This is a genomic window from Sphingomonas sp. RS2018 (genome assembly GCF_054489605.1).
Genome location: NZ_JBTMWL010000003.1, coordinates 504003 through 530229, shown reverse-complemented (window position 1 = coordinate 530229; position 26227 = coordinate 504003). Strand labels below are relative to the sequence as shown.

At 68.0% G+C, this 26227-nt stretch carries 25 protein-coding genes; 16 read left to right on the top strand and 9 right to left on the bottom strand.

The window, feature by feature from the left end; translation table 11 throughout:
- Positions 1 to 11 precede the first annotated feature (11 nt).
- The 9 genes from ACX40P_RS12010 to ACX40P_RS11970 all read left to right on the top strand — a co-directional run bounded on the left by ACX40P_RS12010 (position 12) and on the right by ACX40P_RS11970 (position 7702).
- Entirely contained in the window at positions 12 to 1364 is a 1353-nt protein-coding gene (locus ACX40P_RS12010) for an FAD/NAD(P)-binding protein (RefSeq protein ID WP_459126566.1), read from the top strand.
- Between the two features lie 13 nt (positions 1365 to 1377).
- Positions 1378 to 1875: a GNAT family N-acetyltransferase gene (locus ACX40P_RS12005; protein WP_459126664.1), complete on the top strand. Its 498-nt coding sequence runs from the start codon at positions 1378 to 1380 to the stop codon at positions 1873 to 1875.
- A 39-nt stretch (positions 1876 to 1914) separates the two neighbouring features.
- Entirely contained in the window at positions 1915 to 2550 is a 636-nt protein-coding gene (locus ACX40P_RS12000; RefSeq protein ID WP_459126663.1) for a phosphoribosylanthranilate isomerase, read from the top strand.
- Positions 2547 to 3776 carry a tryptophan synthase subunit beta gene (gene trpB, locus ACX40P_RS11995; RefSeq protein ID WP_459126565.1) on the top strand — a complete coding sequence of 410 codons (1230 nt, stop codon included), beginning with the start codon at positions 2547 to 2549 and terminating at the stop codon, positions 3774 to 3776. Before ACX40P_RS12000 ends, trpB begins: the two co-directional genes overlap by 4 nt.
- Entirely contained in the window at positions 3773 to 3970 is a 198-nt protein-coding gene (locus ACX40P_RS11990; RefSeq protein WP_459126564.1) for a hypothetical protein, read from the top strand. The genes trpB and ACX40P_RS11990 overlap by 4 nt, the downstream gene beginning before the upstream one ends.
- Positions 3967 to 4767, top strand: a complete 801-nt coding sequence (gene trpA, locus ACX40P_RS11985; RefSeq protein ID WP_459126563.1) for a tryptophan synthase subunit alpha — start codon at positions 3967 to 3969, stop codon at positions 4765 to 4767. The genes ACX40P_RS11990 and trpA overlap by 4 nt, the downstream gene beginning before the upstream one ends.
- Positions 4764 to 5618, top strand: coding sequence for an acetyl-CoA carboxylase, carboxyltransferase subunit beta (gene accD / locus ACX40P_RS11980; protein WP_459126562.1), 855 nt, complete (start codon positions 4764 to 4766; stop codon positions 5616 to 5618). The genes trpA and accD overlap by 4 nt, the downstream gene beginning before the upstream one ends.
- An 86-nt stretch (positions 5619 to 5704) precedes the next feature.
- Positions 5705 to 7006, top strand: a complete 1302-nt coding sequence (locus ACX40P_RS11975) for a bifunctional folylpolyglutamate synthase/dihydrofolate synthase (protein WP_459126561.1) — start codon at positions 5705 to 5707, stop codon at positions 7004 to 7006.
- Positions 7007 to 7273: 267 nt separating this feature from the next.
- Complete coding sequence (locus ACX40P_RS11970) at positions 7274 to 7702, top strand: DUF6628 family protein (protein ID WP_459126560.1); 429 nt, start codon at positions 7274 to 7276, stop codon at positions 7700 to 7702.
- A gap of 23 nt (positions 7703 to 7725) precedes the next feature.
- On the opposite strand, the gene ACX40P_RS11965 is transcribed toward ACX40P_RS11970, so the two are convergent.
- The 6 genes from ACX40P_RS11965 to dapA all read right to left on the bottom strand — a co-directional run bounded on the left by ACX40P_RS11965 (position 7726) and on the right by dapA (position 15417).
- A complete protein-coding gene (locus tag ACX40P_RS11965; RefSeq protein WP_459126559.1) occupies positions 7726 to 9069 on the bottom strand; it encodes an AmpG family muropeptide MFS transporter in 1344 nt (447 codons plus the stop codon).
- Positions 9070 to 9262: 193 nt separating this feature from the next.
- Positions 9263 to 11290, bottom strand: a complete 2028-nt coding sequence (locus ACX40P_RS11960; protein ID WP_459126558.1) for a M13 family metallopeptidase — start codon at positions 11288 to 11290, stop codon at positions 9263 to 9265.
- A gap of 12 nt (positions 11291 to 11302) precedes the next feature.
- A complete protein-coding gene (locus ACX40P_RS11955) occupies positions 11303 to 13321 on the bottom strand; it encodes a M13 family metallopeptidase (RefSeq protein WP_459126557.1) in 2019 nt (672 codons plus the stop codon).
- Positions 13322 to 13422: 101 nt separating this feature from the next.
- Complete coding sequence (locus tag ACX40P_RS11950; RefSeq protein ID WP_459126556.1) at positions 13423 to 13983, bottom strand: DUF2062 domain-containing protein; 561 nt, start codon at positions 13981 to 13983, stop codon at positions 13423 to 13425.
- Between the two features lie 4 nt (positions 13984 to 13987).
- The gene (gene smpB / locus ACX40P_RS11945) at positions 13988 to 14470 is read right to left on the bottom strand and encodes an SsrA-binding protein SmpB (RefSeq protein ID WP_459126555.1); all 483 of its coding nucleotides are present in this window, start codon (positions 14468 to 14470) and stop codon (positions 13988 to 13990) included.
- Positions 14471 to 14538: 68 nt separating this feature from the next.
- Entirely contained in the window at positions 14539 to 15417 is an 879-nt protein-coding gene (gene dapA, locus ACX40P_RS11940) for a 4-hydroxy-tetrahydrodipicolinate synthase (protein ID WP_459126554.1), read from the bottom strand.
- Between the two features lie 60 nt (positions 15418 to 15477).
- Here dapA and ACX40P_RS11935 point away from each other — a divergent pair, with 60 nt between their 5' ends.
- The 3 genes from ACX40P_RS11935 to ACX40P_RS11925 all read left to right on the top strand — a co-directional run bounded on the left by ACX40P_RS11935 (position 15478) and on the right by ACX40P_RS11925 (position 19063).
- Positions 15478 to 17595 (top strand): lytic transglycosylase domain-containing protein, encoded by a 2118-nt coding sequence (locus ACX40P_RS11935; RefSeq protein WP_459126553.1) that lies wholly within the window; start codon positions 15478 to 15480, stop codon positions 17593 to 17595.
- A gap of 194 nt (positions 17596 to 17789) precedes the next feature.
- Positions 17790 to 18266, top strand: coding sequence for a transcription elongation factor GreB (gene greB, locus ACX40P_RS11930; RefSeq protein ID WP_459126552.1), 477 nt, complete (start codon positions 17790 to 17792; stop codon positions 18264 to 18266).
- A gap of 26 nt (positions 18267 to 18292) precedes the next feature.
- Positions 18293 to 19063 (top strand): NYN domain-containing protein, encoded by a 771-nt coding sequence (locus ACX40P_RS11925; protein ID WP_459126551.1) that lies wholly within the window; start codon positions 18293 to 18295, stop codon positions 19061 to 19063.
- Here the strand turns inward: ACX40P_RS11925 and ACX40P_RS11920 are convergent.
- Positions 19060 to 19326 carry a helix-turn-helix domain-containing protein gene (locus ACX40P_RS11920; protein WP_459126550.1) on the bottom strand — a complete coding sequence of 89 codons (267 nt, stop codon included), beginning with the start codon at positions 19324 to 19326 and terminating at the stop codon, positions 19060 to 19062. The genes ACX40P_RS11925 and ACX40P_RS11920 overlap by 4 nt on opposite strands.
- A 277-nt stretch (positions 19327 to 19603) precedes the next feature.
- Here ACX40P_RS11920 and ACX40P_RS11915 point away from each other — a divergent pair, with 277 nt between their 5' ends.
- Both ACX40P_RS11915 and ACX40P_RS11910 read left to right on the top strand, forming a co-directional pair.
- A complete protein-coding gene (locus ACX40P_RS11915; protein ID WP_459126549.1) occupies positions 19604 to 19873 on the top strand; it encodes an acylphosphatase in 270 nt (89 codons plus the stop codon).
- Positions 19874 to 19981: 108 nt separating this feature from the next.
- Positions 19982 to 20215: a hypothetical protein gene (locus ACX40P_RS11910; protein ID WP_459126548.1), complete on the top strand. Its 234-nt coding sequence runs from the start codon at positions 19982 to 19984 to the stop codon at positions 20213 to 20215.
- Positions 20216 to 20359: 144 nt separating this feature from the next.
- On the opposite strand, the gene ettA is transcribed toward ACX40P_RS11910, so the two are convergent.
- A complete protein-coding gene (gene ettA / locus ACX40P_RS11905) occupies positions 20360 to 22039 on the bottom strand; it encodes an energy-dependent translational throttle protein EttA (protein WP_459126547.1) in 1680 nt (559 codons plus the stop codon).
- A 103-nt stretch (positions 22040 to 22142) separates the two neighbouring features.
- Here ettA and ACX40P_RS11900 point away from each other — a divergent pair, with 103 nt between their 5' ends.
- Entirely contained in the window at positions 22143 to 23513 is a 1371-nt protein-coding gene (locus ACX40P_RS11900) for a M20/M25/M40 family metallo-hydrolase (RefSeq protein WP_459126546.1), read from the top strand.
- A 33-nt stretch (positions 23514 to 23546) separates the two neighbouring features.
- Complete coding sequence (locus ACX40P_RS11895) at positions 23547 to 23903, top strand: hypothetical protein (RefSeq protein ID WP_459126545.1); 357 nt, start codon at positions 23547 to 23549, stop codon at positions 23901 to 23903.
- A gap of 738 nt (positions 23904 to 24641) precedes the next feature.
- On the opposite strand, the gene ACX40P_RS11890 is transcribed toward ACX40P_RS11895, so the two are convergent.
- On the bottom strand, positions 24642 to 26153 hold the full coding sequence (locus ACX40P_RS11890; protein WP_459126544.1) for a replicative DNA helicase: 1512 nt from the start codon (positions 26151 to 26153) through the stop codon (positions 24642 to 24644).
- Positions 26154 to 26227 lie beyond the last annotated feature (74 nt).

Sequence of the window (26227 nt, the reverse complement as noted above, 5' to 3'; positions counted from 1 at the left end):
CTTACGTCCAGGTGATCGAACATGTCGTCATCGTCGGCGCGGGCTTTTCGGGCTCGCTCCAGGCCATCAACCTGTTGCGCCACGACGGCCCCCGGGCGACCCTGATCGAGCGCGGGCCGGTTGCCGGCAAGGGGCTGGCCTATGGCGCCGCCCACCCCGACCATCTGCTGAACGTCCGCGCCGCCAACATGAGCGCGCTGCCCGACGATCCCGGCCATTTCGTCCGCTGGCTTAAGTCGCGCGGGCATGGCGACGCCGCCGGTGCCTTCATCCCCCGCCTGACCTACGGCGAATATCTGCGCGAACAGGTACAGGCGGCCCGCGCCGCCGCGCCGCACCGGCTGGAGATCGTGACGGGCGACGTCACCGACCTGACCGGCGGGCCGGGAGCGGTCGCGACCATGGCGGACGGGCGCACCATCGCTGCCGACGCCGCGGTGCTGGCGGTCGGCAACCTGCCCCCCCACACCCCGCCCGGGTTAGTGCCGGACAGCCTGCCCGCCGACCGCTACTTCGGCGACCCGTGGATGCCCGGCGTCGCCGATGGCCTGTCCGACGACGACACCGTGCTTATCATCGGCACCGGGCTGACGATGGTCGATGTCGCGCTGATGCTCGACGCACGCGGATTCCGCGGGCGCATTGTCGCGCTGTCGCGACGCGGTCTGCTGCCGCGCCCCCATGCCGGCCATGGCGACCCGTGGAAGCGGATCGACGAGCGACCGAAACTGACGCCCGCTGGATTGGTGAGAGCGGTGCGGGATCGCGGCGACGCGCTCGGCTGGCGCAACGCGGTCGATGAACTGCGACCATTCACGCAGGACATGTGGGCGAACGCAGGCGAGGAAGAGCGCGCGCGCTTCCTGCGCCACCTGCGCCCGTGGTGGGACGTGCATCGCCACCGCCTCGCGCCACAGGTGCATGCACGGCTGACCGCGATGCTCGACGACGGCCGGCTGAGCGTCGTTGCGGGCAAGTCGATCGGCTTCGAACCGACCGAAGGCGGCATCGCGCTGCGCTGGCGCCCGCGCGGGCAGGACAGCGTCGAAACGATGACGGGCAGCCGCATCGTCAACGCGATCGGACCGCAGGGCGACCTGACCCGCACGCGCGAACCCTTGCTGCGCACCCTCTACGATCGTGGCGCGATCCGCCCCGATGCCGCGCATCTCGGCATCGACGTCGATGCCGACGCGGCAACGATCGACGCTGAAGGCCGCACCTCCGACTGGCTTTACGCGCTCGGCCCGATGACGCGCGGCGCGTTCTGGGAAATTGTCGCGGTGCCCGATATCCGCGTGCAGACGTGGACGCTCGCCCGGCGCCTGTCGAACGCCTATTGGGTCGGCGGCGAGGGGCTGTAGCCACGTGCCCCCAATCGACATCCGGCCCGCCGACTCCACCGACCTGCCCGCGCTCCACCCCGTCATCGAGCGGGCCTATCGCGGCGACGCAGCACGGCTCGGTTGGTCGCACGAAGCCGACCTGCTGAGCGGAAAGCGCACCGACACCGCTACACTGGCCGCGATCGTCGCCGACCCGAAGCAACGCCTGCTGGTTGCGCGGGAGGCGGGCGTGGTCATCGGCTCCGTCGTCGTCGCCGACCTGGGCAACGCCCTCGCCTATCTCGGCCTGCTCTGCATCGAGCCCGCACAGCAGGCCGGTGGCCGTGGCCGCACGCTAATCGCCGCCGCTGAGGCGACCGCGCGCGACGTCTTCGGCGCGACGCGAATGGAGATGACGGTGATCGAGCAGCGCACGGAACTGATCGCCTGGTACATTCGCCGCGGTTACCTTACGACCGGTGAAAGGCGCGACTTCCCCATCGCGGTCGATCCGCCACTCTTCATGACGGTGCTCGAAAAGCCGCTCTGACGCTTGCCGAGCAGTGACACGCACGCCATGTCGCGCCCTATGCCCGTCACTGCCAAGATCTGCGGCCTGTCCACGCCCGAAACCCTCGCCGCGGCGCTGAAGGGCGGCGCGAGCCACGTGGGCTTCGTATTCTTCCCCGCCAGCCCACGCGACGTATCGATGGACCGCGCCGCGATGCTCGCCGCCGCCGTCCCGCCACACGTCGGCCGCGTCGGCGTGTTCGTCGACCCCGATGAAGAACTGATCGACCGCGCGATCGCCGCCGCCGGCCTCACCGCGATCCAGCTCCACCGCACCGCACCTGCCAAGGCCGCGCGCCTGCGCCGCCCCGGCGTCGAGACCTGGGCCGCCGTCGCCGTCCGCGCCCGCGCCGACCTGGCCGAGGCACGCGGGTTCCTCGGCGGGGCCGACCGCATTCTCTACGACGCCAAGACGCCGGAGGGGTCGGCCCTGCCCGGCGGGATGGGCGTGCGCTTCGACTGGACGTTGCTCGCAGGCTTCGATCACCCGCTACCCTGGGCGCTGTCGGGCGGGCTGAATGCCGATAATGTCGCGGAGGCGATCCGCATCACTCGCGCGACATTGGTCGACGTATCCTCCGGCGTCGAGCGCGCGCCCGGCCTCAAGGATGTGGACAAGGTCGCGCGCTTCCTCCAATCGGTCGCTCGATCATGAACGCACCCAATTCCTTCCGCGCCCAGCCTGACGAGCGGGGCCATTTCGGCGACTACGGCGGCCGCTACGTCGCCGAGACGCTGATGCCGCTGATCCTCGATCTCGACCGCGAATATCGCGCGGCGAAGGCCGATCCCGCGTTCCAGGCCCAGTTCGACGACCTGCTCGAACATTATGTCGGGCGCCCCAGCCCGCTCTATTACGCCGAGCGCCTGACCGACGCGCTGCGCGAGAGCGCGCCCGAGGGCAAGGGTGCCGAAGTCTGGTTCAAGCGCGACGAGCTGAATCACACCGGCGCGCACAAGATCAACAATTGCGTCGGCCAGATCCTGCTCGCCATTCGCATGGGCAAGACGCGCATCATCGCGGAAACGGGCGCCGGCCAGCACGGCGTCGCCACCGCCACCGTCGCGGCGCGCTTCGGCCTGCCCTGCACCATCTTCATGGGCGCAAAGGACGTCGAGCGTCAGGCGCCCAACGTCTTCCGCATGAAGCTGCTCGGTGCCGAGGTCCGTCCGGTGACGTCGGGCGCGCGCACGCTGAAGGATGCGATGAACGAGGCGCTGCGCGACTGGGTCGCCAACGTTCACGACACCTTCTACATCATCGGCACCGCAGCGGGGCCACACCCCTATCCTGAACTCGTCCGCGACTTCCAGAGCGTGATCGGGCGAGAGGCACGCGAACAGATGCTGTCGCGCACCGGCCGCCTGCCCGACCTGCTCGTCGCCGCGATCGGCGGGGGCAGCAACGCGATCGGCCTGTTCCACCCGTTCCTTGACGACGCCGACGTGAAGATGCTGGGCGTCGAGGCGGCGGGCGAAGGGCTGGAGGCGCGCCATGCCGCGAGCCTCGCCGGCGGCTTCCCCGGCGTTCTCCATGGCAACAAGACCTATCTGCTGCAGGACGACGACGGCCAGATCGCAGAAGCGCATTCGATCTCGGCGGGCCTCGACTATCCCGGCATCGGTCCGGAACATGCGTGGCTGAAGGACATCGGCCGCGTCGAATACACGTCGGTGACCGATACCGAGGCGCTCGACGCCTTCCAGCTGCTATGCCGGACGGAAGGCATCATTCCCGCCCTCGAACCCGCCCACGCCATCGCCGCCGTCGCCAAACGCGCGCGCGAGATGCCGCGCGATAGCGTGATCCTCGCGAACCTGTGCGGCCGCGGCGACAAGGACATCTTCACGGTGGCCGAGGCGCTGGGAGTATCGATGTGAACGCGGTGCGCCAGATACTGACCGGCATCGGCGTCGGCGTGGTCGTCGCGCTGCTGGTCCACCAGCTGTTCGAACACGGCCTTGATATCCAGCGCTGGTCTGTGCGCGATGCCGCCATCGGCCGCCTCATCATCATCGGCGCGATCGTCGGCGCGATCTCGCAACTGGTCGGTGGCACGGGAGGCCGGCGATGACCCGCCTCGCCGCTGCCTTCGCCCAGGATTACCCCGCACTCGTCACCTTCGTGACCGCGGGTGATCCGACGCCCGCCGCCACGCCAGCCATCCTCGACGCGCTGGTCGCTGGCGGGGCGGACGTGATCGAGCTGGGCATGCCGTTCACCGATCCGATGGCGGACGGCCCCGCCATTCAGGCCGCCAACCTGCGCAGTCTCGGCATCGGCACCACCACCGCCGACATCCTCGCCATCGCCAAGGACTTTCGCGCGCGGCATCCGCACGTGCCGCTGGTGCTGATGGGCTATGCCAATCCGATGATCCGCCGCGGGCCGGAATGGTTCGCTGAGGCCTGCGCCGATGCCGGCGTCGACGGCGTGATCTGCGTCGATATCCCGCCCGAGGAAGACGACGCGCTCGGCCCGGCGCTTCGGGCGAAGGGCATCGCACCGATCCGGCTCGCCACCCCCACCACCGACACGGCGCGCCTGCCCGCCGTGATCGATGGCGCCAGCGGGTTCCTCTACTACGTCTCCGTCGCCGGCATCACCGGCTTGCAGCAGGCGGCGCAGTCGTCGATCGCCGACGCGGTCGCCCGGCTGAAGGCGGCGACCGACGTTCCGGTCGCGGTCGGCTTCGGCATCCGCACGCCCGAACAGGCCGCGGCGGTAGCGCAGGTCGCCGACGGCGTCGTCGTCGGCTCGGCGATCGTCGATCTCGTGGCGCAGCACGGCACGCTCGCCGCGGAGCCGGTGCGCGCCTATGTCCAATCGCTGGCGGATGCATGCCGGCACGCAAGGAAGCAGGCAGCATGAGTTGGCTCGACCGCGTCCGTAACGCGATCCCCTTCGTCGCCAAGCGCGAGACGTCCGAAAATCTCTGGCACAAGTGCAAGGGGTGCGGGCAGATGGTGTTCGTCAAGGAGCTGGAGGACAACCAGCACGTCTGCCCGAAGTGCGACCATCACGACCGCATCGGCGCACGGCTGCGCTTCGACTATCATTTCGACGAGGGCAGCTACACCGTGCTGCCCAGCCCGCGGGTCGCCGAGGACCCGCTCAAGTTCCGCGATTCGAAGCGCTATGCCGATCGGCTTAAGACCGCGCGCGCCGACACCGGCGAACAGGATGCGTTTCTGAACGCGGTCGGCACGATCGAGGGTCGCCGGGCGGTCATCGGCGTGCAGGACTTCGCCTTCATGGGCGGCTCGATGGGGCAGGCGGTGGGCGAAGCGTTCGTCGCCGGCTGCGAAGCCGCGATCCGCGAGCGCGCGCCCTATATCGTCTTTACCGCATCGGGCGGCGCGCGCATGCAGGAGGGCATATTGAGCCTGATGCAGATGCCGCGCAGCACCGTTGCGATCGAGATGCTGCACGACGCCGGCCTGCCCTATCTGGTCGTGCTGACCGATCCGACATCGGGCGGCGTCATGGCCGCCTACGCCATGCTGGGCGACGTGCAGATCGCCGAGCCCAACGCGACGCTCGCCTTCACCGGCCGCCGCGTGATCGAGAGCACGATCCGCGAGAAGCTGCCGGACGATTTCCAGACGAGCGAATATTACCGCGACCACGGCCTGATCGACATGGTCACCCACCGCCGCGACCTGAAGGCGACGCTGGGGCGGCTGGTCGGGTATCTGACACCGGAGAAGGTGGCGGCATAACAAGCCCTCTCCCCCTCGGGGAGAGGGTTGGGAGAGGGGCAGTGTCTCACCGAGACAGAACCCCTCGTCCCGCGCGCCCAGATCAAATGCCAGATTTCGCCACCTCCACCTCCCCCGCCGTCCAGGCCCAGCTCGACCGCCTCACCCTGCTGTCGCCCGGCGCCGACGTCCTCGGCCTGTCGCGGATCGCCGCGCTGCTCGGGCGGCTCGGCGACCCCCACCTGCGCCTCCCCCCGGTGTTCCATGTCGCGGGCACCAACGGCAAGGGATCGACCTGCGCCTTCCTCCGCACGGCGCTGGAGGCGGAAGGGTACCGCGTCCACGCCTACACCTCCCCCCACCTCGTCCGCTTCAACGAACGCATCCGCGTCGCCGGCACGCTGATCGCCGACGACGCGCTTGCCACGCTGCTGTCGCGCGTCCTCGACGTCGCGGACGGACTGGACGCCAGCTTCTTCGAGATCACCACAGCCGCCGCATTCGTCGCTTTCGCCGAGACGCCGGCCGACGCCTGCGTGATCGAGGTGGGCTTGGGCGGGCGGCTCGACGCGACCAACGTGATTGTCGATCCGGCGGTGTGCGGCATCGCGCAGCTTGGAATCGACCATCAGGGGTTCCTGGGCGACACCGCCGTCGCGATCGCGCGGGAAAAGGCCGGCATCGCCAAGCCGGGCCGCCCGCTCGTCACGCTCCCATACGACCCGCCGGTTGCCGAAGCCGTCGCGGATGTCGCGCGTGCGGCGGGCGCGGTGCTGGCAATCGAGGGCCGCGACTGGACCGCCGCCACCGCAGCGACGGTGCGCTACGCAGACGCGAGCGGCGTACTGGATCTGCCGCTGCCCGCACTGGCCGGCGCACATCAGGGCAGCAACCTCGCGCTCGCAGCGGCGATGCTGCGGCATCAGGACCGGCTGACCGTTACCGACGCCGCGATCCGGACCGCCGCCACCGCGACACGCTGGCCCGCGCGGATGCAGCGCCTGTCCGCGGGCCCACTCACCGCACAGCTCCCGCCCGGCGCCACGCTATGGCTGGACGGCGGCCACAATCCCGCCGCCGCCGATGCCGTCGCGGGCACGCTGGCGCAGGTCGCGGGCCGGGCGCAGCTGATCGTCGGCATGCTCGCGAACAAGGACGCCGCCGGCTTCCTCGCCCCCTTCGCCGCACTCGCGGACGGCCTGAGCGCCGTACCGATCCCCGGCCACGATCACCACGCGCCCGATGCTCTCGCTGCGATCGCCGAGTCGCTCGGCATACCCGCGCGCATCGCCGGGGATATACCCACCGCACTCGCCGTCCTGCCCGAAGACACACGCGCGGTCGCCATCATTGGCTCGCTGTATCTCGCCGGCGACGTGCTCGCGCGGAACGACGAGTTGCCAGAGTAGCGCCTCCTTACCGTCACCCCGCGAAGGCGGGGGGCGATACACGCAGCGTCAGCAATAGAGCTGCACGGGTAGCGTCGATCGTTTCTCGCCTGCGCGGAAACGATGGCGGTGGGGCAACCGCGCCGAGAATCTTGCCGACATGCCGAGCGAACCTTCCAAGCCCTCGTCCACCGGTTTCCAACCCAAGACCAAACCCATGATTATTGCGATTGACTATCAATAGCGTCCTGCCATGATGCCCCGACACTTGACGACGAGGCCGCTGGCATGACCGATACTCGATCCCTCACCCACACCCTGCCCCTGTCGCGGCCCGATGATGCGGCGGTGCAGCTGTTCCTGTTCGGCTTTCGCCAGATGGGCGCGAACGGCGTCGACGATGCCTCCGTGGCGCACGCCTTCGTCACCGCGTTCGGCAAGAATTTCCGCCGCCCGCTGATCCTGCTGCGCACGCTGATGCTCGACCTGTCGCGTGCGGCGGGCCGGCCGATGCAGATCGCGCCCTGGTGCTGCTGCCGCATGACCGCGTCGGAGGGCGCGATGGTGGCCGTGCTGTCGCGCGCGCTAGCGAACCCGCCCGCCGCCGGGCTGCTGCTCGCCGACATGCTGTCGGTCCGCGACGCCACGCCCGCGCTGGCAACCGCCACCGCGCTCGCCGCCGCCTTCGCCGACCTCGGCATGCCGATCGAGGGGTAGCTAGGCTTGTAGCGCACGGACAATCACGCGGTCGCCTCCGCCCGTGCGTCGCCCTCCCCCTCGATCCCGGCCGAACCAATCGTCCGATCGACGAGCCCCGATCGCAGCATCAGCCAGTAAATGGCGATCCCCGGCAGCGCGAGCGCGGTGGTGATAAGGTAGAAGTCGACATAGCCGACCGCTTCGATGATCGTCCCGGCCGATGTGCCGGTCAGGAAGCGACCGGCGATCGCCGCGGCGGCAGACAGCAGGGCGAACTGCGTCGCGGTGAAGCGCAGATTGCACAGCGCGGAGAGATAGGCGACGATCGACACGCCGCCGACACCGCTGGCGAAATTCTCGAACCCGATCGTCCACGCCAGCATCGGCATCGAATGCCCGATCGCGGCGAGCCCGGCGAAGCTCAGGTTCGACACCGCCATCAGCACCAGCCCGACCATCACCGCCCGCTTCAGGCCCATGCGCGCATAGATGACGCCGCCGACGAAGATGCCCGCCATCAGTGCGAGGAAACCGACCCAGACGTCGCCCTGCAGGATCTCGGGCTTCGTGAAACCGAGTTCGACGAGCAGGTCCCGGATCATGAGGTTGGCCAGCGTATCGCCGATCTTGTGCACCAGCACGAACAGCAGGACGATCGCCGCCCCTTCCCGACGGAAGAAATCGGCGAGCGGCCGCCAGAACGCGTCGAGCAACGCCGCCGGCCCGCGGATCGGCGCCGGCTCGTGATGGCGCTCGGGCTCCCCCATGAACATCGACGCGATCGGCGCGGCGAAGGCGAACGGGATGCAGGCCCAATAGCCCCAACTCCAGCCCGAGACATTGGCGACAGCCAGCGCGGTCGATGCGGTGAAGAAGGCGCCCAGTCGCCAGCCATATTGCGACATACCCGAGCCGACGCCCAACTGCCGGGGCTCCAGCGTCTCGATGCGATAGGCGTCGATGACGATATCGAACGTCGCGCCCGCGAAGCCGAGCAGCAGCGCGCCGATCACCACCGATTGCAGGCTGCGTGCCGGATCGGCACCCCCCATCACGACGATCGCGGCGGCGGACAGCGTCGCCGCCAGCCAGAGCCACGACCGCCGCTGCCCGATGGCATTCGACAGCAACGGGATGCGCAGCCGGTCGATCAGCGGCGCCCACAGCCATTTGAAACTGTAGATGAGCAGCGCCAGCGCGAAGGCCGACACCGACTTCTTCTCGATCCCCGCCTCGGCCAGCCGGTTGGTCAGCGTCGCGGCCAGAAGCGTGAACGGCGTGCCCGACGATATGCCGAGGAACAGCGCGGTCAGCGGTGCCCGCTCAAGATAGGGGCGCACCCCCGCGAGCCAGCCGCCACCCGTCTCGTCCGCCAAAATCGCCATCGCCGTCCCGCTTTTCAGATAGACGCGCGAGACTAGCGGAATGCGGGCGCGGGGCCAGCCCCCTTGCCCATTGCACCCTCACCCTTCCCACCCGGCTGCGCCGAGCGGGCCCCTTCCCTCTCCCATTGGGAGAGGGAGGGAGGCGCGAAGCGCCGGAAGGGTGAGGGTGTTAAACGCGACCGGAGCACCTACCTCACCAGATCTTCACCCGCTCCGCCGGCGTCAGGAACAGCTTCTGCCCTGCCGTCGGCTTGAACGCCGCGTACCAGGCGTCGATGTTGCGGACGACCCAGACGCGCTGCTGCGACGGGGAGTGCGGGTCGGTCAGCAGCTGGTTGCGCAGCGCCGCCTCGCGGTAGTTGCGACGCCACACCTGCGCCCAGCCGAGATAGAAGCGCTGGTCGCCGGTGAAGCCGTCGATCACCGGCGCCGGTCGGCCGTTCAGCGACAGGCGATAGGCGTCGTATGCCGCGGCGAGCCCGGCAAGGTCGGCGGTATTCTCGCCCAGCGTCAGCCCGCCCTTCACATGGAAGCCGGGCAGCGGCTCGTACGCGTCATACTGCGCCACCAGCGCATCGGTGCGCTGCTTGAACGCGGCGACATCGGCGGGCGTCCACCACTGGGTCAGCTTGCCGGTGATGTCGTACTTCGAACCCTGGTCATCGAAGTGATGGCTGATCTCATGCCCGATGACCGCGCCGATGCCGCCATAGTTGACCGCTGGATCGGCCTTGGGATCGAAGAACGGCGGCTGGAGGATCGCGGCGGGGAAGGTGATCGCGACCAGGGTCGGGTTGGCCTGCGCGTTCACCGTCATCGGGGTCATGCCCCATTCCCAGCGATAGACCGGCTTGCCGAGCTTCGCCCGGTTATAGTCGTTCGCCCACTGCGCCGCGCGCACCGCGTTGCCGAACGCGTCGCCCGCGCGGATGTCGAGCGACGAATAGTCGCGCCACTGGTCGGGATAGCCGATGCGCGGGGTGAAGGCGTCGAGCTTCGCCACCGCCTTCGTCCGCGTTTCGGGCGTCATCCAGTCGAGCTTGGCGACCCGCGCCTTCATCGCGACGATGACGTTCTTCACCAGCGCATCCGCCGCCGCCTTGGTCGCGGGCGGGAAGTGCCTCGCAACGTACAGCTTCGACAGATCGTCGGTCAGCGCACCCTGCGTGAAGCCGACCGCGCGCTTCCACCGCTCCTGCTGCTGCGGCGTGCCCGAGATGGTGGTCCCGAAGAAGGCGAAACGCTCGTCGTCGAACGCCTTGGGCAGCACCGCGGCATAGCCGTCGAGCGAACGGATCATCAGCTGATCCTTCAGCACCCCGATGGGCGCCGCGCCGATCAGTTGCGCCATGCCGGTGATGGCGCTCGGCTGGCGCACGATGACGGTCTGCGTCGGCAGCTTCGACAGGCGCAGATAGGTCGCGAAGTCGAAGCCGGGCGCGGCGCGCGCCAGATCGGCGACCGCCATCTTGTTATAGCCCTTGTCGGCATCGCGGCTCTGGATGCGGGTCCAGTGAACGTTGGCGATCTGCGTCTCGAAATCGACCAGCGCCTTCGCCCGCGCCTCGCCGTTCGGCTCGCCCGCCAGTGCGAACACGCGCGCGATATGCGCCTGATACGCCGCCTTCACCGCTGCGAGCTTCGGGTCGGCGCTCAAATAATAGTCGCGGTCGGGCATGCCCAGGCCGCCTTGGCTCATGCTGACGGTATAGTTGTTCGGGTCCTTCGCATCCGGGCCGACGCCCGATCCGAACGGCACCGACACGCCGTTGCGATCGGCTTCCGCCAGCAGCGCGATATAGGACGGCTGGTCGCGCACCGCCTTGATCTTGTCGAGCCACGGCTTGACCGGTGCCAGCCCCTTTGCCTCGATCGCCGCCGCGTCGAGATATGCGGCATAGGCGTTGCCGATCTTCGACCCCGGCTTTGCCCGCTCCGCCTCGATGATGGCGCGGGTCTGGAGGTCGGACTGGTCCGACAGCACGTTGAACATGCCATAGCTCGCCTTGTCGGCGGGAATCGGCGTCCGCTCCAGCCAGGTGCCATTGGCGAATTCGTTGAAGTCGTCGCCCGGCGCCGCCGTCCGGTCCATCCCGGCCTCGTCGAAACCAAAGGCGCCATAGGTGGGCTTGGCGGCCGGGCCGGCCTGCTGGGCGGCGATGCCGGTCGCGGTCAGGGCGATAGCGGCGGCGGACAATAGTGTGATGTTACGGATGCGCATGAAACGTCTCCCTTACCAGATACGGACGCGGTCGGCGGGGGCGAGGTACATCTTCGCGCCCGGTGCGACCTTATAGGCGGAATAGAACGGATCGAGGTTGCGCACCGTCTCGACGCGCTGCGGCCCCGGCGAATGCGGATCGCTCAGCAACTGCTGGCGCAGCGCCGGCTCGCGATACTTGGTCCGCCAGACCTGCGCCCAACCGAGGTAGAAGCGCTGGTCGCCGGTCAGCCCGTCGATCACCGGCGCGGGGCGGCCGTTCAGCGACTTCTTGTACGCCTCATACGCCACGGTAAGCCCGGCCAGGTCGGCGATGTTCTCGCCCAGCGTCAGCGCGCCGTTCACCTTCTGCCCGGGCAGCGGCTCGTAACCATTGTACTGCGCGACCAGTCGGTCGGTGAAGCCCTTGAACCGCGCGACGTCCTGCGGCGTCCACCATTCGGCCAGCTTGCCGCTCGGATCGAACTTGCGGCCCTGATCGTCGAAGTGATGGCTCAGCTCGTGACCGATCACCGCGCCGATGCCGCCGTAATTGATCGCAGCATCCGCCTTCGAATCGAAGAACGGTGCCTGCAGGATGGCGGCCGGGAACACGATCTCGTTCATCGGCGGGTTGGCATAGGCGTTGATCGTCATCGGCGTCATGAACCATTCGGTCCGGTCGATCGGTTTGCCCAGCTTCGCGACACCGCGGCGGAACTCATACTGCGCTGCGCGCCCGACGTTGCCGACCAGATCGCCGCGCGCGATCGTCAGCGTGCCATAATCCTTCCACTTGGTCGGATAGCCGATCTTGGGCGTGAAGGCCGCGAGCTTCGCCAGCGCCTTCTGCTTGGTTTCGGGCGCCATCCACTCCAGCGTCTTCAGCCGCTCACCCATCGCCGCGCGGACGTTCGTCACCAGCGCGTCGATCGCCGCCTTCGATGCCGGCGGGAAATAGCGCGCGACATACTGCCGCCCGACATCGTCGCCCAGGCCACTGCCGACCAGCGCGACGCCGCGCTTCCAGCGCGGCTGCTGCTGCGGCGTGCCCGACAGCACGGTGCCGGTGAAGGCGAAGTCGGCCTGTTCGAACGGCTTCGACAGATAGGGGGCATAGGCCTTCAGCACGCGCAGCGCATAATAGTCCTTCAGCACCGCAATCGGCGCGGCGGCGAACGCCTGCGCCTCGCCCGTCACCGCGCTCGGCTGGCGCACGATATAGGCGTCGCGGCGCGGCATCCCCTGCCCTTCGAACCAGGCAGCCCAGGGATAACCCGGCGCCTTCGCCTCGAAATCGGCGAAGGTCCATTTATTGTAGGTCCTGTCGGCATCGCGGCTTTCGACCCGCGTCCAGTGCGCGGTGGCGAGCTGCTTTTCGAACTCGAACACCGCCTGCGCGCGCGCGCCCGGGTTCGCCTCGTCCGCCAGCGTCATCAGCTGCGTCAGATACGCGATATAGGCGGTGCGGACGGTGGCGAGCTTCGCATCGTCCTTCAAATAATAGTCGCGGTCGGGCAGCGACAGACCGGACTGACCAACTGAGACGATGTAGATGTCGGGCGCCTTGCTGTCCTGCGTCACGCCCGCGCCGAACACGCCGCCGACCATCATCGTCTGCAACCGCCCCGCCTCGCGCGCCAGCGCGGTCTTGTCTGCGGCACCCGCCAGCGCCGCCAGCATCGGCTTGACCGGGGTCACGCCCTTCGCCTGCACCGCGCCCTCATCCATGAAGCTCGTATAGAAATCGCCGATCTTGCTGCCGGGCGTCTTCGCCGCGGCGTCCAGGATCGCGCGGGTCTGCTCCTGCGAGCGATCCTGGAGGACGTGGAACATGCCATAGGAGGCGCGATCGGCGGGAATCGTCGTCGCCGCTTCCCAGCCGCCGTTGGCATAGTCGTAGAAATCGTCGCCGGGTGTCGCCGACGTGTCCATGCCCTTGGTATCGAAGCCATAGGTGCCGAGCTCTGGCTTGCCGGGCTGAGCGCTCTGGGCGAACGCGATGCCGGCCGTACCGGCGGCGAGCAGCGTGATGAGATGCGAAGCGCGCATGCGCGAATGATCCTTTCGACGGGGTGACCGCGCGGGCGAAATCCCGGCGCTCGAAAGGATCTGTGGTAAACGCCTGCAACCGCGCGGCAATCGCCCGCCGATCAGTTGCCCTTCACGTGTCGCGAACGCCACTTGCGCGCGATCCACAACCGCCAGCCGAGCGCGCTCAGCGCATAGCCCAGCACCGCGCCGATCGCGGTCAGCACCAGCAGGCCGACGATCAGCGCTGGCCCGGCCTCGGCATATAGCCACTGCATCCAGCCCATGTTCTCGGCCGCGTTGCGGATCGGCGACCCGGCGACGATCGTGTCGAACCGCAGGATCTTGCGCCCGACCCAATATGCGCCGGCCCACAGGAACGGCGTGGTGAAGGGGTTGGTGATGAACGTCGTCAGCGCCGCCGCCGGGATGTTGGCGCGCAGGGGAAGCGCCAGCACGGCCGACGCCGGGATCTGCCCCATCGGGATCAATATGCCGGTGACCATGCCCAGCGCCACACCGCGCGGCACGCTGCGCCGGGTAAAGCGCCAGAGTGCCGGGGCCAGCACGCGGTGCGCGACAGGCCGGAGGATGCGGCTCTGCTCCATGCTCTCGCGCGTCGGGAAATTGCGATGCGCCCACGCGCGCAGCCGGCTCCACACCGTCGGCGTCTCGCTCCTCACCGGCTCAGCCGCGGTCGCGCAGCAGTCGGCCCTGCTCCCGCTTCCAGTCGCGTTCCTTGATGGTGTCGCGCTTGTCATGCGCCTTCTTGCCCTTGGCGAGCGCGAGTTCGACCTTCGCCCGCCCCTTCGAGTTGAAATACACGCTCAGCGGCACGAGGGTCATCCCCTCGCGCGCCACCGCACCGTGCATCTTGTGTATCTCGCGCTCATGAAGCAGCAATTTACGGGGCCGCTTGGGTTCGTGGTTGAACCGGTTGCCGTGGCTGAATTCGGGGATGTTGGCGTTGACCAGGAACACCTGCTCCCCCTTCACCTCGGCATAGCTCTCCGCGATCGACCCCTCGCCGCCGCGCAGGCTCTTCACTTCGGTCCCCGTCAGCGCGATTCCCGCCTCGAACACCGTCTCGATGAAATACTCGAACCTTGCGCGACGGTTCTCCGCCACGATCTTGGTCTTCTCGAACTGAACGGGTTTGGGGCGCGCCATGGGAGGCGGGATGTAGGGAGCGATGCGTGGCTTGGGAAGCGCCTACCCGCGCAAAGCCCAAACCGGCCCTACACCAACCCCGCATGCGCCAGCGCCGCATCGACCGCGGCCTTCGCCGTATCGGACGGCGGCGTCATCGGCAGGCGCAGCTCGGTCGGAAAGCCCTCTCGCACCCGCGACAGCGCATATTTCACCGGCCCCGGTGAGGCATCGAGGAACATCGCGGTGTGCAGCGGATACAGTCGGTCGTTGATCGCCAGCGCCGCAGCATAGTCGCCTGCCGCCGTCGCCGCCTGGAACTCCGCGCACAGCCGCGGTGCGACGTTGGCCGTCACCGAGATGCAGCCCGTCCCGCCCGCCGCATTGAACGCCAGCGCCATGTCGTCGTTGCCCGACAGCTGGACGAACCCCGCCCCCGCGCCCGCCCGGTGCGCGGACACGCGCGGCAGGTCGCCGCTCGCGTCCTTGATCGCGACGATGCTCTCGAACGCGTTCGCAAGTCGCACCACCGTCTCCGGCTTGATGTCCGTCACGGTGCGGCCCGGCACGTTGTAAAGCACCACGGGCAGGTCGCACGCCGCGACTACCGCGGCGAAATGCGCGAAGATGCCGTCCTGATTGGGCCGGTTGTAGTAGGGCGGCACCATCAGCGCGGCATCGGCGCCCGCGTCCTTGGCGGCGCGGATGTTCTCGATCGCCACGCGCGTATCGTTCGAACCCGCGCCAGCGATCACCGGCACACGGCCCCGCGCCTGATCGACGCAGGTACGCACGACGCGGAAATGCTCCTCGAACGTCAGCGTCGCGCTTTCGCCCGTCGTCCCGCATGGCACGAGCGCCGCCGACCCTTCGGCAATCTGCCATTCAACCAGCGCGCGATAGGAAGGCTCGTCGAAGGCGCCGTCGGCGAACGGCGTGACGAGGGCCGGGATCGATCCGGTGAACATGCGACGAAAGGCCTTGCAGGAGCGATTTGAGCAGTGGCGGATAGGTCGGGAGAGCGTATCATGTCCAGCATGGCAGGACAGACAGTGGCAAGACGGGCGGTACGACGGTTGATCGAGGGCGGCGCAGGCGTCGCCGGCATCTCGCTGGTGGCGATGGCCGCGGCGATGGCGCATCCGCCGCTCGCCGCGCGCGTGACTGCGATCGGCGCGCAGGTCAGCCAGTCGATCCTGCCGCCGGGCATGCAACTGCCCCGTCCCGCGCCCTACACGCCGCAGACCCCCTACAGCACGCAGACCGTACAGCCGACGCCAGCAGTGGTGAGCGATCCCTTCGTCACCGTCATCGACGAATGGCGCCGCCTGCAGCAGTCGGACAATCTCTCCTTCTCGACCTACGCGTCGTTCCTGCTCGCGCATCCGGGCTGGCCGGGCGAGACCAGCCGGCGCGCAGCGGCGGAGACGGCGGCGGATGCCGGCGCCTCGCCCACGCTCGCCACCCGCTTCTTCGCGCGCTTCCCCCCCGTCACCGCGGCGGGCCGCATCCGCTATGCCGAGGCGCTGCTGGCGACCGGCGACCCGGCGCGTGCCAACGACCAGGCGCGACGCGCGTGGCGGATGGGCGTGCTGCGCCCCGCCGACGAGGCGCGGCTGCTCGCCACCTTCCCGACCGCCGCCGGCGTCGACGATCACGACGCGCGGATGGACATGCTGCTCTGGCAGGGCGCAACCACCGCCGCCGCGCGCCAGCTCGCCTATACCAGCCCGTCGCGCCGTGCCGCCTTCGACGCGCGGCTCGCCTATCGCACCAACGCGCCCGACGCGGCGACGCGTGGATATGCGGCGGAGATTTTCGCTGCCGGTGACGCTGGCTTCCTCGCCGACCGTGCGATGTGGCTGCGCGGCAGCGGCGACAGCGGCTCCGCCCGCGCGCTGCTCGCCCGCCCCCACCGGATCGCAGTGCCGCCCGCCTCGGCGGAAAAGTGGTTCGAGGCGCTGCTGACCAACGCCCGCGCGGCGGCGTCCGACCGGCAGTACACCCTCGCCTACGACATCGCCCGGCAGGTGGACGACGCCTATCCCGCCGGCACCGACGTCGCCACGCGCCCTCTGGGCGAACGCGACGACTACACCAGCCTCGTCTGGCTGGCCGGCACCACCGCGATGAACGACCTCGGCCGCCCGCGCGACGCGGTGGGCATGTTCGATCGCTATGCCCGCGGATCGCGCACCCCGACCACCCAGTCGAAGGGGCTGTACTGGGCGGGCCGCGCCGCCGAAGCCGCGGGCGACGCGAACCTCTCGCAAAGCTACTATCTGCGCGCCGCCGGCTACGGCGATCTCTATTACGGACAGCTCGCCGCCGAGCGCATGCGGCTGCCATTGAAGCGCCCCGCGCCCGTTTCGATGGCGTCGATCGATCCCGCCGCCCGCACCGCCTTCGCCAACCGCGAGGTGGTCCGCGCCGCGCGGCTGCTCGGGCAGATGGACCGCCGGCAGGAACAGGGGCTGTTCGTCCGCCAGATCGCATTGGACGCCACCACTGACACCGACCACGCGCTGGCGACCGAATTGTCGCGCACGATCAACCGCCCCGATCTCGGCGTGCTGGTCGGCAAGAGCGCGCTGCAGAACGGCCTCAGCGACTATACCGCCGCCGGCTATCCCAGCGTCGTCGTGCCGGCGTCCGCCAACGACAGCTGGACGATTATCCACGCCATAGCGCGTCAGGAAAGCCAGTTCGACCGCGCCGCCGTCAGCCACGCCGGCGCGCGCGGGCTGATGCAGCTGATGCCCGGCACTGCGCGCGAGGTCGCGGGCAAGCTCGGCCTCGGCTATGATCCATCCAACCTGACGGTCGACACCGGCTACAACATCCAGCTCGGCTCGCATTACTTCGAGAAGATGTACAAGCTCTACGGCAGCTATCCGCTCGCCGTCGCCGCCTACAACGCCGGTCCCGGCAACGTGAACAAATGGCTGCGCGCCAACGGCGACCCGCGCACGCCCGGCGTCGACATGATCCAGTGGGTCGAGAAGATCCCGATCTTCGAGACGCGCAACTACGTCCAGCGCGTGCTGGAGAACGCCGTGGTCTACGACCTGATGCACCCCGAAAAGGCCCGCTCGCGTGGGCCGGCGAACATCAGCTGGTATCTGGGGAAGAACACGCCGGGCTAACGTCAACCCGCCCCGCCAAAACCGTTCGTGCTGAGCGAAGTCGAAGCACCTTCCCCTTCCCCGTTCGTGCTGAGCTTGTCGAAGCACTGCCCTTCTTCTTCGAGACGCGCTCTCGGCACGAAGAGGGACAGCCCTTCGACAGGCTCCGGGCGAACGGAGGTGGTGGTTGCTCCCCAGCGCGCTAAACCCACCCCATGGACCGTCCCAACTACATCACCCCTACCGGCTACGCCGCCCTCCGCGCCGAATACGAAGCGCTGTTCGCCGGCGAACGCCCGAAGCTGGTCGAAACCATCGCCTGGGCGGCGGGCAACGGCGACCGGTCGGAGAACGGCGACTATATCTATGGCCGCAAGCGGCTGCGCGAGATCGATCGGCGGCTGGGCTGGCTGTCGAAGCGGATGAAGGCGGCGAAGGTCGTCGATCCCGCCGCGCAGGAGGATCGCAGCCGCGTCTGGTTCGGCGCCAGCGTCACCGTCGCCGACATGGACGACAACGAACGCGAGCTCACCCTGGTCGGCGACGACGAAGCGGACGCCGGCGCCGGCCGCGTCGGCTGGAACAGCCCGTTCGCGCGCGCGCTGCGCGGTGCCGCGGTCGGCGATGTCCGACGCGTCACCCTGCCGGCGGGCGAGCGCGAATATGAGTTGATCGCGATACGCTATCCCTGAGGCGGGATCGGCGGTACGACGCCCACATGGACGAAACTCCCAACCGCAACATCGCCCTGCTGATCGACGCCGACAATGCGTCCGCGGCGACCTTCGATCCCGTCATCACCGTGCTTGCCGAGCTCGGCACGGTCAGCGTGCGGCGCGTCTACGGCAACTGGTCGAAGACCGCGCTGAAGGGCTGGGTCGAGATGTCGCTGAAGCACGGCATCGAGCCGCAGCAGCAGTTCGACCTGACGAAAGGCAAGAACGCCACCGACATGAAGATGACGATCGACGCGATGGACCTGCTCTATCGCGGCAACGTCCAGGGCTTCGGCATCATGTCGTCGGACAGCGATTTCATGCCGCTCGCCACCCGCATCCGGCAGGAGGGGCTTCCGGTCTACGGCTTCGGCACGGCGAAGACCCCTGCGCCGTTCCAGCAGGCGTGCACCCGCTTCATCGACACCGGCGCGTTGCAGGTGGCGGCCACGCCGGCCCCGGTCGATGTACCTCTGGCGGAATCGCTGCCCCCCGCCTCCGGCCGCCCAAAGCCGGCCGTGCCGCAGGCGACCGCCGCCAAGGGAGTCGATCCCGAACTGCTGAAACTGCTGATCGACAGCTACGACAGCGTGCGTCGTGACGAGCGTGGCTTCGTCAGCCTGTCCGCGATGGGCAAGCTGGCCGAGAACCGCTCGAGCTTCGACGCGCGCAATTACGGGTTCAAGCGGCTGTCCGACCTGATCGAGGCGGTGCCGAATTTCCAGACCGAGCGCCGCGACGACGGCCGGCTGTGGGTGAAGCGGCTGCGTTAGGCGCGCAGGTCGCTGTATCCGCGCATCACGCTGTCGCGCACACCGAACCCGGCGTGGCCGACCGCGGCGGCGAACGCGCGCGCGAAGCTGACCGCGTAGAGTGGTGCCGCCATGCGCTCCAGCTCGCCGCGCTCGATCGCCTCGATCTGGTGGCATCCGATCTTGGTGCGCTCCGCGACCGATCCGACCGACAGCCCGGCGGCGACACGCGCCTTCGCCAGATCCGCGCCCAGTTCCATCCAGCTTGTCGGCCGTGCCGTCATGATCCAACCCCGTGCGGCGGATGAGCGGGGATAAGACGCGAGTCGCCCTCCCCTTGCCGCAAGGATAGCGCTACGCCTCTTAACCAAATGTTACACATGAACCGTGTTCGGCATGTCGCTGTAATTGCACGCTTCACGGCCGGCGGCGGCGAGGTTGCGGCAGGCTGTGTCGCTATTAGCTCGCCGCTCGGGGCTTGTCGGGTGCAAGGGAGACGCGACCGGCAGCGCGGGGCTGTCGGCGACATGTTCGACGAAACGGAATTGGGTGATGGGGGCGATGCAACGCATCCTGGTGAGCGGCCGCGTGCAACAGGTCGGCTACCGCGACTATATGGTTCGCAAGGCGCAGGCTTTGGGCGTCCGCGGCTGGGTCCGCAACCTCACCGACGGGCGGGTCGAGATGCTGGCCGACGGCGACGACGCCGCGATCGAGGCATTCCTGGCCGCGACGCGCGAGGGGCCGGCGATGGCGCGGGTCGACGATGTCGTCACCGTGCCGACCGACGACCGCGCGGTGAAGGGTTTCACGAAGCGCTTCACCGCCTGACGCATCACGGCCGGATTTCGTCGCACGCGATGCATCCGCTTGCTGCGATGCGCGTTTGTTCTCCAGATGGTCCAGTATCCCTGTCCGGCCATCGCCAATGGAGCAGCCGTGATCAGCGTAGCCGCCGGCCGCAGGGCCGATCGTCGTCACCCGGAGGAAGACCGGGCCTATTTCTACCACCGCGCCACCGTGCAGATGGACCTCGCCACCCGCGCCGGATCACAGGAAGCGGTCGCCGCGCACATCGCGCTGGCGGAACATTACATGGGTTTATGCGACGCAGTGGCGATGCTGGAGGAAACGCGCGAGGACCACGACGGCCTTAGGCCGATCGGGGTTTAGGGGGTCGGTCGCACCCCCGCCCCAGCGTCACCCCCGCGAAGTCGGGAATTCCTTGACGCTCCCCTCGCCGCTTAACCGCAACGACAGTCTCAATGAATTCCCGCCTCCGCGGGAGTGACGGTAGTTTTTTTAAGGCGCCCCAAACTACCGCGTCAGCTTCTTGTAAGCGAGCGCCGTCGGCCGATCCGCCGCATCGCCCAGACGACGGCGCTTGTCCTCCTCATAGGCGTCGAAGTTCCCCTCGAACCACTCGACATGGCTGTCGCCCTCGAACGCGAGGATGTGCGTCGCGAGGCGATCGAGGAAGAAGCGGTCATGGCTGATGACCACGGCGCAGCCGGCGAAATTCTCGATCGCCTCCTCCAGCGCACCCAGCGTTTCCACGTCGAGATCGTTGGTCGGCTCGTCGAGCAGCAGCACGTTGCCACCACGCTTCAGCATCTTGGCGATGTTGACGCGGTTGCGCTCACCGCCCGACAGCTTGCCGACGTTCTTCTGCTGGTCTTGCCCCTTGAAGTTGAACGCGCCCACGTAAGCGCGCGTCGACTGGTCGTGGCCGTTGACCTTCATGTAGTCGAGCCCGTCGGAGATTTCCTCCCAGACGTTCTTCTTCGGGTCGAGGTGATCGCGGCTCTGGTCGACGTAACCCAGCCGCACGGTCGACCCCATGTCGATCTTGCCCTCGTCGGGCTGTTCCTGGCCGGTGATGAGCTTGAACAGCGTCGACTTGCCCGCGCCGTTCGGCCCGATGACGCCGACGATGCCGCCCGCCGGCAACGTGAAGGACAGGTTCTCGAACAGCAGCTTGTCGCCGTAAGCCTTGCTGACGTTCTCGACCTCGATCACCTTGCCGCCCAGCCGCTCGGGCACCTGGATGACGATCTGCGCCTTGCCGGGGGTGCGGTTCTTCTGCGCCTCGACCAGCTGCTCGAACTTGGCGATACGCGCTTTCGACTTGGTCTGGCGGGCCTTGGCACCCTGCCGGATCCATTCCAGCTCGTTGCGGATCGCGGTCTGGCGGCCCGATTCCTCGCGCTCCTCCTGCTCCAGCCGCTTCGACTTCTTCTCGAGGTACGTCGAGTAATTGCCTTCGTACGGGAAGTACTTGCCGCGATCGATTTCGAGGATCCAGCCGACGACGTTGTCGAGGAAATAGCGGTCATGGGTAATCATCAGGACCGCGCCGGCATATTCCTTCAGATGATTCTCCAGCCAGCGGACGCTCTCGGCATCCAGATGGTTGGTCGGCTCGTCGAGCAGCAGGATCGACGGCTTCTGGATCAGCAGCCGGGTCAGCGCCACGCGACGCTTCTCGCCGCCCGACAGGTTCGCGACCGGCCAGTCCGACGGCGGACAGCGCAGCGCCTCCATCGCGACCTCCAGCTGGTTGTCGAGCGTCCACCCGTCGACCGCGTCGATCTTTTCCTGGAGCGTCCCCATCTCCTCCATCAGCGCGTCGAAGTCGGTGTCGTCCTTCGGATCGCCCATCTCGGCGGAGATCGCGTTGAAGCGATCGACCAGGTCCGCCGTCTCGCGCGCGCCCTGCTTGACGTTCTCCAGCACCGTCTTCGTCGGGTCGAGCTCGGGTTCCTGCTCCAGATAGCCGACGGTGATATACTCGCCCGGCCACGCCTCGCCAGTGAAGTCCTTGTCGACGCCGGCCATGATCTTCATCAGCGTCGACTTGCCGGCGCCGTTCGGGCCGACGATGCCGATCTTGGCGCCCTGATAGAATTGCAGGTTGATGTTCGACAGCACCGGCTTGGGGGCGCCGGGGAAGGTCTTGGTCATGTCCTTCATGACATAGGCATACTGGGCGGCCACGGGGGTCTCCGTTCGATCGATCTGAGGCAGGGAAAGTCGCCCGGCGATGTAGTCGCAGCGCGGACGATTGGCAACGCGTCGGCCTGGGGCTACCACTCCCGTCATGAAGCGCATCCTGCTCGCGGCCGCCGCCGCCCTCGCCCTCCCCGCCACCGCAGCCGCGCAAGGTCAGGACGTCGCGGCGCTCCGCGACGCCGCGATGCAGGATGACGTGGCATGGAACATCACCGAGGGGCTGACGACCGAGATCGGCCCGCGCCTCGCCGGCACCGATGACGAAGCGCGTGCCCGCGACTGGGCGGTCAAGAAGCTGAAAGGCCTGGGCTTCAGCAACGTCCGCGTCGAGCCCTTCACCATGCCGGTGTGGGTGCGCGGGATCGAGACGGGAGAAGTCGTCTCGCCCTTTCCGCAGAAGCTGCACCTGACCGCGCTCGGCAATTCGGGCGCCACGCCCGCCGCCGGGCTGACCGCGGAGATCGTCTACTTCCCCTCGCTCGCCGACCTGCAGGCCGCACCCGACGGGAGTCTGAAGGGCAAGATCGCCTTCGTCAGCCACGCGATGCAAAAGACGATGGATGGGTCGAGCTACGGCTATTTCGGCGCCGTCCGCCGCAGCGGTCCCGCGGTCGCATCGCGCAAGGGCGCGGCGGCGATCGTCATCCGCTCGGTCGGCACCGACTATCACCGTAATCCGCACGCCGGCGGCACCAACTTCCCCGACGGCGTGAAGCCGATCCCCGCCGCCGCGCTCTCGCTGCCCGACGCCGAACAGCTGGAGCGCATCCTGAGGCGTGGGGCACCGGTGCGGCTGAAGCTTGTGCTGACCCCGCGTCAGACCGGCATGAAGCAGTCCGGCAACGTCATCGCCGAAGTGCCGGGCAGCGATCCCGCCGCCGGCATCGTCCTTATCGGCGGCCACCTCGACAGCTGGGATCTGGGCACCGGCGCGATCGACGACGCGACCGGCGTCGCCATCACCACCGCCGCCGCCAAGCGGATCATGGACGCCGGCCAGCCGCGCCGCACGATCCGCGTCGTCTGGTTCGGCGCGGAGGAAGTTGGCGTGTTCGGCGGCCGCGCCTATGCGCAGGCGCACGGCAACGACAATCATGTCGCGGCGGCGGAGAGCGACTTCGGCGCCGACCGCATCTGGCGGTTCGAGACCAACCTGCCGGAGGGCGCGAAGGCCGTCGGCGACCGCCTCGCCACCGCGCTCTTCCCGCTCGGCATCGGTCGTGGTCCCGGCAAGGCGGGCGATGGCGCCGACGTCGGCCCGATCATGGCGAAGGGCGTGGCGGCGATCGATCTGAACCAGTCCGGCCTCGACTATTTCAACCTGCACCACACGCCCGACGACACGCTGGACAAGGTCGATCCGGCCAAATTGCGGCAGAACGTGGCGGCGTGGACGGCGATGCTGGCCGTCGTCGCCAACGCGCCCGAAGCCATCGGTCGCACCACGCCGGCGCGCTGAGCGAGGCCCGCGGATGCGACGAGCTGGGCATTTATGACGTTGACGGCCTGTTCGATGGCGCTATTGCGGCAACTTCGCGTCGGCAATCGGGCCGGGTTCGCGATGTTATTTGCTTGGGAGCAATTAATGAAGAAGGTTCTCATTGTCGCTGCCGCCGCCGGCCTGATGTCGCTCGCAGCGTGCAACTCGCCGCAGGCTGAGCAGAACGAGTCGAACGCCGAAGCGCTGGCCGACAACATCGAGGCACAGGCCGACAACCTCGAAGCGATGGCCGACAACGCCACGACCGAGACTTCGGAAGCCGCTCTCGAGAACGCTGCCGACAACCTGCACGCCAAGGCAGACAACGTCGAAGAGAACGCCGACAACGAGACCGACCTGCCGAACTAAGGCAGACGGTCCGCCGGCCTTCGGGCCGCGGTGTCTAACGAAGGGGCGCTTTCCGCGAGGAAGGCGCCCTTTTCGTATGTGGGCACCAATCGCGCTGAGCGCGACCAACCGTCACCGTTCGTGCTGAGCTTGTCGAAGCATCGGACTTGGCGCCGCGAAGTGGTCACGCCAGTTCTTCGCCACCGCCGTGCTCCCGCGCAGGCGGGAGCCCAGGGTTACGAAGCGTAACGCCTGCTATGCTAGGCCCCGCCTGCGTCGGAGCACCAAGCGCTTTGGCGGCAATGTGCGCTGTCCTACCTGCCGCTATCATGCTCTTGCGGGTACGTGACCTTCGACAGAACGACGACGCTTCGCCCCGCTCATCGTCCGGCCAGACGCGCCGCCCAACGAAGCTCAACCGATCGGTTAAGCGTCCGGACGCCCAGCAAGGCGAAATCGCCTGCATTCGCCGGCAGACGCAGCGACAATATCTCTATTTATCAGTATGTTGCCGACCCAACGCGACCGGCCGACGACCGCGCCGAAAAACACGTTTTTCTCTCAACATTCGACGACCTGCGAAGCTCAACCGATCGGTTGAGCATCACGACCCCTCGCCGCCGCAAAACCGAACCAAACCTCGATAGCCGATCGACGAAAAGGGCGGTGTATCAACACCTTGACGACCCGGCCCGCCCCGCGTTCGCGCCTGACGAAAGCATCGTTTTCGTCTCAACATTCGCCGTAGCGCGCAACGCCCTATTCGTAGCTGCTCGCAAACGTCTGATCGCCGACATAATCGCTGAACCGGGTGATGTTCGGCTCGAACTTCATCGTCACCTTGCCGGTCGCACCATGGCGCTGCTTGGCGATGATGAGTTCGGCGAGGCCGTGCACCCGATCCATCGATTGCGCCCAGACCGAATGGTCGTCGAACACCCGCGCATCGTCGCCGTCCTTCGGGATCTTCGGCTCGCGCGCGGCGAGGTAATAGTCCTCGCGGAACACGAACCACACCATGTCGGCGTCCTGCTCGATCGACCCCGATTCGCGCAGGTCCGACAGCATCGGCCGTTTGTCCTCGCGCTGCTCGACCGCACGGCTCAGCTGCGACAGCGCGATGACGGGAACGTTCAGGTCCTTGGCCAGCGTCTTGAGGCCGCGGCTGATCTCGGAGATTTCCTGCACGCGCCCGTCGCCCGACGCCTTGGCCGATCCCGACAGCAGCTGGAGGTAATCGACCACCACCAGCCCGATCTGGTTCTGCTGCCGCCGCTGCAAGCGTCGCACGCGGGTGTGCAGGCCTCCGATGCTCAGGCCCGCGGTATCGTCGATGAACAGCGGCAGATTTTCGAGGTCCGCCGCCGCCGCCGCCAACTGCGCGAACTCGGCCTTGCTGATCTTGCCCATGCGCAGCGATTCGGAACTGATCCGCGCCTGTTCGGACAGGATACGCGTCGCCAGCTGGTCGGCCGACATTTCGAGACTGAAGAACGCGACCTTCGCGCCCACCGACTTCTTGGGCTCGATGCCCAGCCGCATGTCGTCCATCCAGCGCTTGGCGGCGTTGAAGGCGATGTTGGTGGCGAGCGAGGTCTTGCCCATGCCCGGTCGCCCGGCGAGGATGATGAGATCGCTGTGGTGGAGACCGCCGACCTTGCCGTTGATCGAATCGAGGCCGGTCGTGACGCCCGAAAGCCCGCCGCCCGCGTTCAGCGCCTTCTCGGCGAGCCGCACGGCCTCCGTCGTCGCCTGCGCGAAGGTCTTGACGGTGTTGGCGTTGCCGCCATCCGCCGCGACGTTGAACAGCAGCTCTTCCGCTGCCTCGATCTGCGCGCGGGGGTTGACCTCCTCGCGCGTGTCCATCGCCTTCTCGACGAGCGTCCGTCCCACCGTCACCAGCGCGCGCAGCATGGCGAGGTCGTAGATCTGCTGCGCGAACTGCTTGGCGCCGATCAGGCCGGCGCCGCTGCCGGTCAGCTGCGCGAGATACGCCGGACCGCCCAGCGCGCGCATCCCCTCGTCCCCGTCGAACATCGGCCGCAGCGTGACCGGCGTCGCCAGCATGTCGTTCTGCCGGAGCGCGCGGATCGCGCCATAGATGCGGCCGTGCAGTGGCTCGAAGAAATGATCGTCGTCCAGCCTATCGAGGATGTCGTCGGCCAGCCGGTTGTCGATCATCATCGCGCCCAGCAGCGCGGCCTCCGCCTCGACGTTCTGCGGCAGCTGCTGCGGCTCGGGGGAATCGGCGGGACGGATCATGGTGGCCATCCCTCCCCTTTCCACCCCCGCCGCCGCCACGGCAAGCGCGGCCCGTTGATTCGCCCCGGCAAAAGCCGCAAGGC

Coding starts and splice junctions, on each gene's coding strand:
- ACX40P_RS11975 (WP_459126561.1), top strand. CDS start 5,705: ATGCCAGATTTCGCCACCTCCACCTCCCCCGCCGTCCAGGCCCAGCTC.
- ACX40P_RS11965 (WP_459126559.1), bottom strand. CDS start 9,069: ATGGCGATTTTGGCGGACGAGACGGGTGGCGGCTGGCTCGCGGGGGTG.
- ACX40P_RS11920 (WP_459126550.1), bottom strand. CDS start 19,326: ATGACGGCACGGCCGACAAGCTGGATGGAACTGGGCGCGGATCTGGCG.
- ACX40P_RS11890 (WP_459126544.1), bottom strand. CDS start 26,153: ATGGCCACCATGATCCGTCCCGCCGATTCCCCCGAGCCGCAGCAGCTG.
- ACX40P_RS11935 (WP_459126553.1), top strand. CDS start 15,478: ATGTCCAGCATGGCAGGACAGACAGTGGCAAGACGGGCGGTACGACGG.
- greB (WP_459126552.1), top strand. CDS start 17,790: ATGGACCGTCCCAACTACATCACCCCTACCGGCTACGCCGCCCTCCGC.
- ACX40P_RS11900 (WP_459126546.1), top strand. CDS start 22,143: ATGAAGCGCATCCTGCTCGCGGCCGCCGCCGCCCTCGCCCTCCCCGCC.
- trpB (WP_459126565.1), top strand. CDS start 2,547: ATGAACGCACCCAATTCCTTCCGCGCCCAGCCTGACGAGCGGGGCCAT.
- trpA (WP_459126563.1), top strand. CDS start 3,967: ATGACCCGCCTCGCCGCTGCCTTCGCCCAGGATTACCCCGCACTCGTC.
- dapA (WP_459126554.1), bottom strand. CDS start 15,417: ATGTTCACCGGATCGATCCCGGCCCTCGTCACGCCGTTCGCCGACGGC.
- ACX40P_RS11925 (WP_459126551.1), top strand. CDS start 18,293: ATGGACGAAACTCCCAACCGCAACATCGCCCTGCTGATCGACGCCGAC.
- ACX40P_RS11955 (WP_459126557.1), bottom strand. CDS start 13,321: ATGCGCGCTTCGCATCTCATCACGCTGCTCGCCGCCGGTACGGCCGGC.
- ACX40P_RS11915 (WP_459126549.1), top strand. CDS start 19,604: ATGCAACGCATCCTGGTGAGCGGCCGCGTGCAACAGGTCGGCTACCGC.
- ACX40P_RS12000 (WP_459126663.1), top strand. CDS start 1,915: ATGCCCGTCACTGCCAAGATCTGCGGCCTGTCCACGCCCGAAACCCTC.
- smpB (WP_459126555.1), bottom strand. CDS start 14,470: ATGGCGCGCCCCAAACCCGTTCAGTTCGAGAAGACCAAGATCGTGGCG.
- accD (WP_459126562.1), top strand. CDS start 4,764: ATGAGTTGGCTCGACCGCGTCCGTAACGCGATCCCCTTCGTCGCCAAG.
- ACX40P_RS11895 (WP_459126545.1), top strand. CDS start 23,547: ATGACGTTGACGGCCTGTTCGATGGCGCTATTGCGGCAACTTCGCGTC.
- ACX40P_RS11970 (WP_459126560.1), top strand. CDS start 7,274: ATGACCGATACTCGATCCCTCACCCACACCCTGCCCCTGTCGCGGCCC.
- ACX40P_RS11960 (WP_459126558.1), bottom strand. CDS start 11,290: ATGCGCATCCGTAACATCACACTATTGTCCGCCGCCGCTATCGCCCTG.